We start from the raw sequence: 12,874 nt of genomic DNA on the forward strand, positions 1-12,874 counted from the left end.
CCCAGGTGTGCCGTCCGGGTGGGGCCGAGTCGGCCCCGCGTCTCGTCCGAAAGTGAGGCAACCTCCCGTGGCTCACCCGCCCTCTTGTTCAGTGACCAGTGCGCACGGCGGTTCTGGTACCCGCCGTACGCCGAACCAGCGGGGCAGACACGCAATCCCGGGGACCAAGGGGAGCAGGGGGAGGATGTGCGCGAGAAAGTCCACCGCCATCTGGGCAAAGTACTGACCGGTGCGGCTCTGGCCGCGGCGGGGACCGCCGCCATGGTCGCGGTCACCCTGCCGGGGACGGCGGGTGCGGACGACTCCGGAGGGGCCGGCGGCGGAACGCGGGCCGCGCGGCAGGCCGGGCAGGGCCAGGACGCCGCACCGCCCGGCGTCGTCGAGCAGCCACCCGCCGAGGCGAAGCAGGGCACCGGACGTGATCCGCTGACCGACGACGAGATCCGGCGGGTCGAGAAGATCGCCGAGGCCGGACGGCTTTCGGCCACCGGCCGGGACGTCGCCGGAGACCGCGGACCGCAGCGGCTGAGCACCGACCTCGCCGAACCGGGGGCCGCCGAGGCCGACGACCCGGACGCGCCGCGGCGGGCCGACGTGACCTTCTACGACTACCGGAACGACACACTCGTCACCAGGACCGTCGACCTCGCCACCGGCAAGGTCGAGCACACCGGCACCCAACGCGGTGTCCAGCCACCGCCGGCCCGCGCCGAGAGCGCGGAGGCGGCCCGGATCCTGATCGCCGACGGGCTGGGCGCGGGCCTCAAGGCGGACTACAAGGACGCCACCGGCAAGGAACTCACCTCACCGGACCAGCTGGAGCTGAGCGGCGGGATCTACCAGGCCTCGCCGGGCGCCCAGCCCGCCGTGCTCGACCGGTGCGGCGAGCACCGGTGCGTGCGGCTGTTCACCAAGGTCCGCAACGGGCCCTGGATCGACACCAGAGACCTGGTGATCGACCTGAGCACCCGCAAGGCCGCCGCCCTCGACCGCGGCTGACCGGCCGCCGCCCGCCTTTCCCACGGAACCTCCGGCAAGGGAGTCACCTCTTCATGCCCGAAAAGCACCCGGCCGGCGGCACGTCCGGCCTCGGCCGTGCCGCCCGCAAGAGCGCGGCCGTCGCCCTGTCCCTCGCCGCGCTGGCCGCCGGCGTCACGACGGCCGCCGGCCCGGCCGCGGCCCGGCCCCGGACCGCGCCCGCGGCGGCCCCCGGCTGCAGCGCCGCCTACACCATCGAGCAGAAACTCACCACCGGCACGACCTGGCGGATGTGCTGGCGCTACGACAGCAAGGCCGGCCTCGTCCTGGAGGACGTCTCCTACCAGCCCAAGGGCGAGAACAAGCCGATCAAGGTACTCAACAGCGCGAGACTCGGCCAGATCCACGTCCCGTACGACGACGGGAAGCACGAGTACTACGACCTGACGGGCCAGACCTTCGCCCAGGACCTGATGGAACTCTCACCCGGCGAGTGCCCCGGCGGCACCATCAAGACGGTCAAGGTCCCCGACGGCGACCCGCGCCACCCGAACGTCAACGGCCTGTGCACCACCACCCGGTCGCGTGGTCACGCCTACCGGATGCACGACCTCCTCCAGCCGGACAGAACCTACCAGCAGCAGGGCAAGGACCTGCTGGTCTACACCGTCAACCAGGTCGGCTGGTACGAGTACATCAGCGAGTGGCGCTTCCAGGACGACGGCACGATCACCATGAACGTCGGCGCCACCGGCAGCCTCTCCTTCGAGGACTACAACGCCCAGGACGGCCGCGGCTGGCCCATCGGCAAGGGCGCCCGGGACTACTCCACCAGCCACAGCCACAACGTCTTCTGGCGGCTGGACTTCGGACTCGACGGCTCGTCCGGGACGAAGGTCGAGCAGTACGACTCGACCGTCAGCGCCCCCTCCGGCTCGCGGGAGGGCCCGACCGCCAGGACCACCCGCACCAAGGTCACCAAGGAACTCGCGGGCGACTACAAGGCCTACCGCTGGTGGCGGGTGGTCAGCGCGACCGGCAGGAACAAGGACGGGCACGCCCGTTCGTACGAGCTGGTCCCCGGGCCCACCACCAGGTACCCGGGGCGCGACTTCACCAGGCACGACATGTACGTGACCGAGTACGACAAGTGCGAGCTGTTCGCCAACGACAACCCCGCCTGCGCCGGCGGGCACCCGAAGTCCGTCGACAAGTGGGTCAACGGCCAGAGCCTCACCCACCCGGTGGTCTGGATGAACGTCGGCTTCCACCACATCGCCCGCGACGAGGACCAGCAGCCCATGCCCGTGCACTGGCAGGGCTTCTCCATCGCCCCGCGGGACGTCACGGCTATGAATCCGCTCACTCCGCAGGAGCTGGCATGGCAGAACGGACACTGGGAACCGCGTAGTTGAGCCGAGAGGACGGGAAACCGACCTGTCCATCCGGCTGCACCGCCGACCGCTCGCGGAGTACCCTTCCTTGATCGTTGAGACGGGAAAGGCCCGGGGGAGCGGAAGGCGGTGCACGGGTGGGCTCGGGAGGGCTGGAGCTGCCTCCTGGTGACGAGGGTCACGAGGGGAACTCCACAGACGTCCCGCCCGGCGCGGTGTCCCTGGCCCGGCCGATGGACGCGGGATCCATCGGGCCGGAGCTGGACTGGGACGCCGACGCCTGGCGTGAGGTGCGCACCCGCGCCCAGCGGGCGGGCCGGGCCTACATCTGGCTGAACCTCGTCGAACAGCGGCTGCGCGCCGTCGTGGCGGCCGTACTGCGGCCCATCTACGAACCCGTCCACGGCGACGAGTGGGTGGTGGCCGCGGCCGGCCCGGCCGGACAGGAGTGGGTGCAGCGCGCGGTCGCCGTGCGCGAGGTCAGCCGACGCAAGGGCTACCTGCTCGACCCGGCCGACGACAACGTGCTCAGCTTCCTCACCCTGCCGCAGCTGCGTGAACTGGTGGTGCAGCACTGGCCGTGCTTCGAGCCGTACTTCGACGAACGCCGGGACCTGGAACTCGCCCTGGACGAGCTGGAGGTGACGCGCAACGTCGTCTCCCGCAACCGGGCCCTGTCCGAGGCGGTCCTCGGCCAGGCCGAGCGGGCCTCCGCCCGGCTGCTGGAGATGCTCGGCGCGGGCGGGGACGTCCCCTCGGCACGGCGGCTGCCCGTGGACGCGGTCGAGGACCTGGTCGGCGACCGGTACGCCGACGTCGTCGCGGTCCACGCCGACCGGGTGCGGCTGCTGCGCCAGTTCCCGGCCGAGGACATCTTCGGCGGAGCCCGCCGGCTCGACGCCATCGGCATCGGCCTCAACCTGCTGGTGCAGAACTTCTCCGGGCGGCGTCTGGTCCGGCTCGCCGAGTCCGGCTGCCGGGTGCGGCTGCTGTTCCTCAACCCGGCCTCCAGCTCGGTCAAGCGCCGCGAACGGGAACTCGGGATGAAGCGGGGCGAGCTGAGCCGCTCGGTCGAGATGAACATCCTGCACATGCGCCGGGTGCGGTCCCGGCTGCGCGACCCGGGCGCGTTCGAGATCCAGGTGTACGACGAGACGCCCCGCTTCACCGCCTACCTGGTGGACGGCGACGGTGCCGACGGGATCGCCGTGGTGCAGTCCTACCTGCGCGGGGCGCGGGGGATGGAGTCACCGGTGCTGGTGCTCCGCAACGGCAGCAAGCTGGTCAAGTCGGACGACGTGAACGAAGCCGGACTCTTCCCGACATACCGCGAGGAATTCGAGCTGACGTGGGCGGATTCGCGCCCGGTGTCCTGAACTGTCCGTGACGGCAAGCGGAACGCAGTCCTCGGATTGTCAGTGCCGCGTGCGATGGTGGAAACCACTGGGGGAAAGCACCACCAAGAAGGGGGGCCGCCCATGGGCTGGCACCGGGAGCTGCTGATCGGCTTCGACCTGGAGACGACCGGGACCGATCCGCGTGCGGCGCGCATCGTCACGGGTGCCGTGATCGAGGTCAGGGCCGGCGAGCCCATGGGACGCCGGGAGTGGCTGGCCGATCCGGGCGTGGAGATCCCGGCCGACGCGGTCGCCGTCCACGGCATCAGCAACGAACGCGCGGCGGCCGAGGGCCGCCCGGCCGACCAGGTGGCCGACGCCATCGCGGACGTCCTGGTCGCCTACTGGAAGACGGGCGTCCCGGTCGTCGCCTACAACGCGGCCTTCGACCTCACCCTGCTCTCAGCCGAACTGCGGCGGTACGAGCTGCCCTCGCTGACCGACCGGCTCGGCGGCGCCCGCCCCGCCCCGGTCATCGACCCGTACACCATCGACCGCTGGGCCGACCGCTACCGCCGCGGCAAACGGAACCTGGAGGCGGTCTGCGCCGAGTACGGCATAGTCCTCGGCGCGGCCCACGACGCCACCGCCGACGCCCTCGCCGCGGCGCGGCTCGCCTCCGCGATAGCCGAGCGCCACCCGAAGATCGCCTCCCTGGGCCCGGCCGAACTGCACCAGCGGCAGATCGAGTGGTACGCGGACTGGGCGGCCGACTTCCAGGCGTTCCTGCGCCGCAAGGGGGAGACGGACGCGGTGGTCGACGGCACGTGGCCACTGCGCGAACTGACGGAGGGCCAGCCCGCCTAGCCGCTCCTCTTCCGCTGGCGCGGGGCGCTCTCACGCGGCCCGCCTGCGACGGGCACCCTCAGAAGGGGTACCACCGCACCGTCGCGTCCCCGTCCCGCAGTGACGCCACCCGGCGCTCGAACTCGGCCAGTGCCTTGGGGTTGCTCGGAGCGTGCTGGGCCACCCAGGCGCAGCTCGCCGTCTCCCGGGCGCCCCGCAGCACCGCACAGCCCTCCCACTCGCGCACGTCCCAGCCGTACGCCTCGGTGAAGGAGTCGTACGCCTCGGCGGGCAGCCCGTAGCGGTCGCGGGAGAGGGCCATGACCACCAGGTCGTGCTCGCGCAGGTCGGCGGAGAAGGTCTCCAGGTCGACCAGGACCGGCCCGTCCGGCCCCACGTGGACATTGCGGGGCAGGGCGTCGCCGTGGACCGGACCCGGCGTCAGGTGCGGGGTCAGCGCCGCCGCCTGGGCCGCGAAGCCGTCGCGGCGCGCCCGCAGATAGGCCGCGTCCCGCGGGTCGATCGCGTCGCCCGCGAGCCGCAGCCAGCGCTCCACACCGCCCAGCAGGTCGCGGGGCGGCAAGCCGAAGGGAGGAGAAGGCAGTGCGTGCACCCTGCGCAGCAGTCCGGCCAGGTCCCGCGGCTCGGCGGGCCGTACGGGATCCGGCAGCCGGTGCCACACGGTCACCGGACGGCCGTCCACCAGCAGCGGCTTCGGCTCGGCCGCCCGCACCGCCGGCACACCGGCCTCGGCCAGCCACCCGGCGACGGCCAGCTCGCGCTCGGCCCGCGCCAGCAGTTCGGCGTCCCGGCCCACCTTCACCACCAGATCACCGGCCGCGAACACCGCGTTCTCGCCGAGGGCCAGGAGCCGTGCGTCCCGGGCCGGGCCCGGCAGCACTCCCGCCGCGGCCAGTACGTCCCGTGCGCGTGCCTCGTCCATCCTCGTGCCTCCGTGCCGTCTTCCCGTGCCGTGCCGTGCCTGTCCGGTCCGCGGTCCTCGTCCTCGTCCTCGTCCTCGGCCAGTCTCGCATTCGCACAGGTCGGCCGCCGTGCGCGGGCTCTTGACGAGGTACCGGGCCTTCACGACCATGAACACGCCAACCGGTGCAGGCAAAGGGGCTGGTTCCGTGACATCAGTGGCCGAGGCGCGGACACCACCGGCAGCGGCACGAGGGCCGGCCGGCCGCCGGGTCGCCGATCACGGTTCCTGGTTCCTGGTCCTGCCCGCCCTCCTCCCGATCCTCCTGCTGAGCGTCGGCCCGCTGCTCTACGGCATCCTGCTGGCCTTCACCGACGCCCAGTCCGGCCGGACGGCCGCCACCCGGTGGATCGGCGCCCTCAACTTCCGGGACCTGCTGCACGACACCCTCTTCTGGGAGTCCTTCCGGATCGGACTGGTCTGGGCGGCCGGCGTGACCGTGCCGCAGTTCCTGCTGGCGCTCGGCCTGGCCCTGCTGCTGAACCAGGACCTCCGCCTGCGCGGCCTGGCCCGCGCCCTCGCGATCGTGCCCTGGGCGATGCCCGAGGTCGTCGTCGGCATCATGTGGCGGCTGGTCTACAACCCGGACGCCGGTGTCCTCAACGAGACCCTGCGCGACCTCGGTCTCGGCGCCGGCCGGGACTGGCTGAGCGGCCTGGCCACCGCGCTGCCCGCCGTGATCGTCGTCGGCGTCTGGGCGGGCCTGCCGCAGACCACGGTCGCGCTGCTCGCCGGACTGCAGAACGTCCCGCGCGAACTCCACGAGGCGGCGGCCGTCGACGGCGCGGGCGCCTGGCGCCGCTTCCGCGCCGTCACCTGGCCCGCGCTCCGGCCGGTGGCCCTCGCCGTCACCGCGCTCAACCTCATCTGGAACCTCAACTCCTTCGCCCTCGTCTACGTGCTCACCAGCGGCGGGCCCGGCGGCAGGACCCGGCTGCCGATGCTCTTCGCCTACGAAGAGGCCTTCCGCTACGGCCAGTTCGGCTACGCGGCGGCGATGGGCTGCGTCCTCGTCGCGGTGGTCTCGGTCCTGCTCGCGGTGTTCCTGGCCGGCCGGCTGCGAGGCGGTGACACCGCATGAGGACGGCACTGACCCCCCGCACTCCCCGCTCTCCCCGGGCCTCGCGGGCTCGCCGCGCCGCCCGCGCCGGACAGTACACCGCCCTCCTCGGCTACCTGCTGTTCCTCGCCTTCCCCTTGCTGTGGCTGCTGTCCACCGCGCTGAAGTCCCCCCGGGAACTGGGCAGTCTGCACCCGGCCTGGATCCCGCGCGACCCGACCCTGGCCAACGTCCGGCAGGCCTTCGCCCAGCAGCCGCTGGCGCACGCCGCCCTCAACTCGCTGCTGGTGGCGTTCTGCACCGCCGTCGTCGCCGTACTGATCGCCACCCCGATGGCCTACGTCATGGCCCGCCACCGCACCCGGCTGGCCCGGGCCGCCACGGGGTGGGTGGTGGTCAGCCAGGCCTTCCCCTTCGCGCTGGTGATCATCCCGCTGTTCCTGGTGCTGAAGAACCTGCGCCTGATCGACTCTCTGACCGGACTGGTGCTGGTGTACGTGGTGTGGGCGCTGCCGTTCGCGCTGTGGATGCTCGTCGGCCATGTCCGGGCGGTGCCCGTCGAGTTGGAGGAGGCGGCGGCCGTCGACGGCGCCGGGCGGCTGAGAACGCTGGTGTCGGTGACGGCACCGCTGCTCGGCCCCGGCATCGCGGCGACGGCCCTGTTCGCCTTCGTCACCGCGTGGAACGAGTTCTTCTTCGCGCTGGTGCTGCTCAAGAGCCCCGGCAAGCAGACCCTCCCGGTCGTCCTCACCCACTTCATCGGCGCGGAGGGCGTGGCCGACCTCGGCCCGCTGGCCGCCGCCGCGTTCCTCGCCACCCTGCCCTCCGTGGCCGTCTTCGCGCTCGTCCAGCGGCGGATCACGGGCGGCCTGCTCGCCGGGGCGGTGAAGAGCTGATGCGCACCGCACTCGCCACGGCGCTCGCCGCCCTCGTGCTCCTCCTCGCGGGCTGCTCCCCGGGCGGCCGCACGGACGGCGGCCCGGTCACCCTGCGCTTCCAGTCCCTGGCCTGGCAGCAGGAGTCCGTCGCCGCCAACAAGGAGCTGGTGCGGGAGTGGAACGCCACCCACTCCGACGTCAAGGTCGAGTACGTCCAGGGAAGCTGGGACAGCGTGCACGACCAGCTGCTCACCTCCTTCGAGGGCGGCGAGGCCCCGGACGTCATCCACGACGCCTCCGACGACCTGGCCGACTTCGCCTACGGCGGCTACCTCGCCGACCTGACCGGGCTGCTGCCCGCCCGGCTGCGGTCCGACATCCCGCGCTCCGGCTGGGCGACGGCCACCTTCGGGCACGGTGTCTACGGCGTGCCGTTCCTCCAGGAGCCCCGGGTGCTCATCGCCGACGCCGACCGGCTGCGCGCGGCGAAGGTGCGCATACCGACGCCCGGACACCCGTGGAGCTGGGCGGAGTTCCGGCAGGTCGCCAAGCGGCTGAGCGGGCCGGGGCGGTACGGCGTGGCCTGGCCGCTGAAGGAGCCCGTCTCCGCCACCCTCAACCTGTCCCTGTCGGCGGGCGGGCGGCTCTTCCACCGGGGCGCGGACGGCAGGGTCACCGTACGGTTTACGGCCGGGGACGCGGTCGTCCCGCGCACCATCCGCGACCAGCTCGTCCTCGACCGCAGCGCGCCCGCCTCGACGCTCGGCAGCGGTGGCTCGGACACCCTGCCCGGCTTCTTCGCCGGCCGGTACGCGATGGTCCCGCTGGGCTTCTCCTACCGTCAGCAGATCGTGCAGCAGGCGCCCGAGGACTTCCGCTGGACGGTCCTGCCGGCCCCGGCCGGAGCCGACGGGCTCGCCCAGGGCGTCAGTCCGCAGACGCTGTCCGTGTCCGCCGACTGTCCGCACAAGAAGGAGGCGGTCGCGTTCATCGACTTCCTGCTGCGGCCGCGGAACATGGTCCGTCTCGCCCTCGGCGACTGGATGCTGCCGACCGGCACCCGGGCGCTGAAGGACCCGGCTCTGCACACCGCCGAGTACGGCTGGGCCACCGGCACCGCCCTCGCGGCCCGGCTGCGCCCGGCGCCCGCCCAGTCCGTGCGTGGCTACCCGGAGTGGAAGGACAAGGTGGCCACCCCGGCCTACCAGGAGTACTACAGCGGCGCGATCGGCCTCGAAGAGCTGCGCCGGCGCCTCGAACGGGACGGCAACCTGGTGCTGGCGCGCTACCAGCGCTGAGCGGTCCCCTCCGGCAGGAGCCGGGTGCAGGGACGAGAGCCAGAGGTGCACGGAAAAGAGTTAGACGAGACGTATCGTCTCGCCTAGTCTCGGCGATATGCCTTCTACGACCCCGCCCGCCCATATCGCCATGTTCTCCATCGCCGCCCACGGCCACGTGAACCCCAGCATGGAGGTGATCCGCGAACTCGTCGCCCGTGGCCACCGCGTCACCTACGCCATCCCGCCGGCCTTCGCCGACAAGGTGGCCGCCACCGGCGCCCGGCCCGTGCCCTACACCTCCACCCTGCCCGGACCCGACGCCGACCCCGACGCCTGGGGGACCACCCTGCTCGACAACGTGGAGCCGTTCCTGGCCGACGCGATCCAGGCGCTCCCGCAGCTCGCCGAGGCCTACGCCGGCGACATCCCCGACCTCGTCCTGTACGACATCACCTCCTACCCGGCCCGCGTCCTCGCCCACCGCTGGGGCGTCCCGGCGATCTCCCTCTCCCCGAACCTCGTCGCCTGGGAGGGGTACGAGGAGGAGGTCGCCGAGCCGATGTGGCGGGAGCCGCGGCGGACCGAGCGCGGGCGGGCCTACTACGCCCGGTTCGAGGCGTGGCTGGCCGAGAACGGGATCACCCTGGACCCGGACTCCTTCGCGGGCCGCCCGGACCGCTCCCTGGTGCTCATCCCGAGGGCACTCCAGCCGCACGCCGACCGGGTCGACGAACGCGTCCACACCTTCGTCGGCGCCTGCCAGGGCGACCGCGCCGGCCAGGGCGACTGGCAGCGCCCCGCGGACGCGCGGAAGGTCGTCCTGGTCTCCCTCGGATCGTCCTTCACCAAGCAGCCCGCCTTCTACCGGGAGTGCGTGCGCGCCTTCGCGGACCTGCCCGGCTGGCACGTCGTCCTCCAGGTGGGCCGGCACGTGACCCGGGACGAGCTGGGCGACGTACCGGACCAGGTGGAAGTGCACAGCTGGGTGCCGCAGTTGGCGATCCTGCGGCAGGCCGACCTGTTCGTCACGCACGCGGGTGCCGGCGGCAGCCAGGAGGGGCTCGCCACCGCCACGCCGATGATCGCCGTACCGCAGGCCGTCGACCAGTTCGGCAACGCCGACATGCTCCAGGGGCTCGGGGTCGCCCGGCACCTGCCCGCCGAGGAGGCCACCGCCGACCGGCTCCGCGAGGCCGCGCTCGCCCTGGTGGACGACCCGGAGGTGGCCCGCCGCCTCAAGGAGGTGCAGGCGGAGATGGCCCAGGAGGGCGGCACCCGGCGGGCGGCCGACCTCATCGAGGCCGAACTGCCCGGCCGCGCCCGGAGGTAAGCGGTCGCCGGAGCGGTACGGGCCTCGCGGACGACCGCGGGTGGGGGCCGCCGGAGCGGTACGGGCCTCGCGGACGACCGCGGGTGGGAGCGCGGCAGGGCCCGCCGGTCCCCACGGGGAACCGGCGGGCCCTGCGCCGACGGGCGGAATCAGACGGTCAGCCGCTCGCCCCGGTCGGGCACCGGCGAGGCGGCCTGCTCCGGCGCCTCGTCGTGGGTGAGGTCCGGCAGCCGGTGCAGCCACTTCGGCAGGTACCAGTTGCGCTCGCCGAGCAGCGCCATGACCGCCGGCAGCAGCACCCCGCGGATGACCGTGGCGTCGATCAGGACCGCCGCGGCCAGGCCCACGCCCATCTGCTTCATGGACTGCATGGACAGCGTGCCGAAGATGGCGAACACGGCGACCATGATCACGGCGGCGCTGGTGACGACCCCAGCCGTGGTGACCACGCCGTGCCGGATCGCGTCCTTCGTCGTCCGGCCGCGCATCCGCGCCTCACGGATCCGGGAGACCACGAACACGTGGTAGTCCATCGACAGTCCGAACAGGATCACGAAGAGGAACAGCGGCAGCCAGGTGACGATCGCGCCGACCCCCTCCGCCCCCACCAGCGAGGCACCCCAGCCGTGCTGGAAGACGGCGACGAGGATGCCGTACGCGGCGGCCACCGACAGCAGGTTCAGCACGATCGACGTGAGCGCGACCGTCAGCGAACGGAACGACAGCAGCATCAGCAGGAAGGCGAAGACGACCACGAACGCGAAGACCGGCACGACGGAGCCCATCAGCTGGTCGTTGAAGTCGTGGTTGCCCGCGACCTGCCCGGTGATCGGCGCCTGCACACCGTCGGCCTTGCCGAGGGTGGCGGGCCGCACCTCGTCGCGCAGCTTCTCCAGGCTCTTGGTCGCCCGGTCCATGTCGGAACCGCCGACCAGCGGCACGGAGACCAGGGCGACGTTCTGCGCGTCGTACAGCTTGACCTCGACCGGGCCGCGCGAGGCGCCCGAGGCGATGGCCTGCTTGCGGAAGTCGGCCAGCGCCTGGCGCACGCCGGGGGCGTTGATGTCGTCGGCCTTGACGACGACCTGGGCCGGCTCGCTGCCGCCCGGGAAGGCCTCGTTGAGGTGGTTGTACGTCTGCACCATGGGCAGCGAGTCGCCGAACTCCTGGTCCAGGGTGAGCTGCTGGGTCTTCATGCCGAGCGCGGGCGCGGCGATCGCCAGCAGCGCGCCGGCCGCGACGACGACCGAGACCAGCGGCTTGGCGAGCACACCCCGCAGCACGGCCGACCAGAACCGGCTGTCCCCGTTCCCCTTGCGCCGGCGGCGGCCCAGGAACGGGAGGCGGCCCTTCTCGACCCGCTCGCCGAGCAGCGACAGCAGCGCGGGCAGCACGGTGACCGAACCGACCATGGCGACCGCCACGACCATCAGCGAGGCCAGACCCATCGCCTCGAACTCGGCGAGCCCGGTGAACAGCATGCCCGCCATCGCCACGCACACGGTCACACCGGAGACGACGATCGCCCGGCCGCTGGTGGCGGCGGCGATCCGCAGCGCGGTCCCCGCGTCCCGGCCGGCGGCCCGCTCCTCGCGCTCGCGGCGCAGGTAGAACAGGCAGTAGTCGACGCCGACGGCCATACCGACCAGCAGCATCACGGAGTTGGCCGTGTCGCTCATCGGCTGGAGGTGGCTGACCAGACCCATCAGGCCCATCGTCGCCATGATCGCGGTGATCGCGAGGGCCACCGGCAGCAGCGCGGCCACCAGCGCGCCGAACGCGATCAGCAGGATGCCGAGGGCCACCGGCACCGCCGAGTACTCGGCCTGCTGGAAGTCGTCCCCGAAGGCGTCCTTGTACTGCTTCTGCATGCTGGCGCCGCCGATCTCCTCGATCCGCAGGCCCGCGTGGTCCTTCTGCACCCCGGCGACGGCGTCCAGCACCGGCTCGATCCGGTCGGCGGCCGTCTCCGCGTCACCGCGCAGGTCGAACTGGACCAGTGCGCTGCGCCCGTCGCGGGAGATGGTGTGCGTGTCGTACGGCGAGGTGACGCCCGTGACCTTGCCGGTGCCCTCGACGGCCTTGACGACGTCGGCGACGGCCGCGCGGAACTCGGCGCCGGTGGCCTTGACGGCACCGGTTCTGCCCTGGATCAGCACGGTCTCGCCGGCCGGCTCCTCGATCCCGGCATCCTCGATGATCTTCGCGGCGGTGTGGGTCTCGCCCTTGAGCTGGTCGCTCTGGTCCACGTCGACCCGGCCCGCCGCGGAGCCGAGCCCCATCGCCAGCACCACGAACAGCACCCATATGCCGACGGCCGCCCAGCGATGCCGGGCGCTCCAGCCGCCGGCGCGGGCGGCCAGCCCCCGCACCCGCACCTCTGTGTTCCCCATGACGGGCCTGCCCCCCTCGTGTGCGGTGACGGCCCCCTGCCGTCACCTCTGTGCGTGTTCGATTCGACGGTAGGGCCCGGATAAGGACGGCTCGTCGTACTGGCCGGTGAACTGCGAGGTGGCCGGATCACCACTGGGGAGGACAACGGCCCCTTACATCTATCGCCGGTTCTCGGGGACGGCGCTCAGGGCCCCGGTGTCCGATCCGCCGCCAGGGCTCCCGGTTTGTCATTGCGAAAGTTTGTTGAACAAGTCACAGCTGTGTGGAGGAGTTGATCCACACCCCGTTGATCGGCGAGAGTTTCGCGCAACCCGGCCCACGCCGGGCGCGGCCGTCGTGCCCGCCCCCACGGGGCACGGCGGCCGCACGGCACGGCGCCGGACACCGGGCACCAC

General features: G+C 72.6%; 9 protein-coding genes and 1 pseudogene. 8 read left to right on the forward strand and 2 right to left on the reverse strand.

All coding sequences use genetic code 11. The features are described 5' to 3' along the window. Positions 1 to 186: 186 nt before the first annotated feature. The 4 genes from ABZ923_RS03005 to ABZ923_RS03020 all read left to right on the forward strand — a co-directional run bounded on the left by ABZ923_RS03005 (position 187) and on the right by ABZ923_RS03020 (position 4,576). On the forward strand, positions 187 to 999 hold the full coding sequence (locus ABZ923_RS03005) for a Tat pathway signal sequence domain protein (RefSeq protein ID WP_361465984.1): 813 nt from the start codon (positions 187 to 189) through the stop codon (positions 997 to 999). Positions 1,000 to 1,052: 53 nt separating this feature from the next. Beyond that, positions 1,053 to 2,393, forward strand: coding sequence for a copper amine oxidase (locus tag ABZ923_RS03010; RefSeq protein ID WP_361465987.1), 1,341 nt, complete (start codon positions 1,053 to 1,055; stop codon positions 2,391 to 2,393). A gap of 116 nt (positions 2,394 to 2,509) precedes the next feature. Beyond that, the gene (locus ABZ923_RS03015) at positions 2,510 to 3,748 is read left to right on the forward strand and encodes an SAV2148 family HEPN domain-containing protein (protein WP_361465989.1); all 1,239 of its coding nucleotides are present in this window, start codon (positions 2,510 to 2,512) and stop codon (positions 3,746 to 3,748) included. Between the two features lie 102 nt (positions 3,749 to 3,850). Further along, complete coding sequence (locus tag ABZ923_RS03020; RefSeq protein ID WP_361465992.1) at positions 3,851 to 4,576, forward strand: 3'-5' exonuclease; 726 nt, start codon at positions 3,851 to 3,853, stop codon at positions 4,574 to 4,576. Positions 4,577 to 4,634: 58 nt separating this feature from the next. Here ABZ923_RS03020 and ABZ923_RS03025 read toward each other — a convergent pair whose 3' ends face one another. Further along, a complete protein-coding gene (locus tag ABZ923_RS03025; RefSeq protein ID WP_361465994.1) occupies positions 4,635 to 5,498 on the reverse strand; it encodes an aminoglycoside phosphotransferase family protein in 864 nt (287 codons plus the stop codon). A 196-nt stretch (positions 5,499 to 5,694) separates the two neighbouring features. Between ABZ923_RS03025 and ABZ923_RS03030 the strand changes: the two genes are divergently transcribed. From ABZ923_RS03030 to mgt, 4 genes and pseudogenes are all read left to right on the forward strand, one after another. Then, positions 5,695 to 6,618, forward strand: coding sequence for a sugar ABC transporter permease (locus tag ABZ923_RS03030; RefSeq protein ID WP_361466194.1), 924 nt, complete (start codon positions 5,695 to 5,697; stop codon positions 6,616 to 6,618). Further along, positions 6,615 to 7,493 carry a carbohydrate ABC transporter permease gene (locus tag ABZ923_RS03035; protein ID WP_361465996.1) on the forward strand — a complete coding sequence of 293 codons (879 nt, stop codon included), beginning with the start codon at positions 6,615 to 6,617 and terminating at the stop codon, positions 7,491 to 7,493. The genes ABZ923_RS03030 and ABZ923_RS03035 overlap by 4 nt, the downstream gene beginning before the upstream one ends. Further along, positions 7,493 to 8,773, forward strand: a complete 1,281-nt coding sequence (locus ABZ923_RS03040) for an extracellular solute-binding protein (protein ID WP_361465999.1) — start codon at positions 7,493 to 7,495, stop codon at positions 8,771 to 8,773. The genes ABZ923_RS03035 and ABZ923_RS03040 overlap by 1 nt, the downstream gene beginning before the upstream one ends. A gap of 45 nt (positions 8,774 to 8,818) precedes the next feature. Further along, positions 8,819 to 10,085 (forward strand): annotated as a pseudogene (gene mgt / locus ABZ923_RS03045) (macrolide-inactivating glycosyltransferase). A 149-nt stretch (positions 10,086 to 10,234) separates the two neighbouring features. On the opposite strand, the gene ABZ923_RS03050 reads toward mgt, so the two are convergent. Further along, on the reverse strand, positions 10,235 to 12,478 hold the full coding sequence (locus tag ABZ923_RS03050; RefSeq protein WP_361466001.1) for an MMPL family transporter: 2,244 nt from the start codon (positions 12,476 to 12,478) through the stop codon (positions 10,235 to 10,237). Positions 12,479 to 12,874: the final 396 nt, after the last annotated feature.

Source organism: Streptomyces sp. NPDC046881 (assembly GCF_040645015.1).
Classification (GTDB): domain Bacteria; phylum Actinomycetota; class Actinomycetes; order Streptomycetales; family Streptomycetaceae; genus Streptomyces.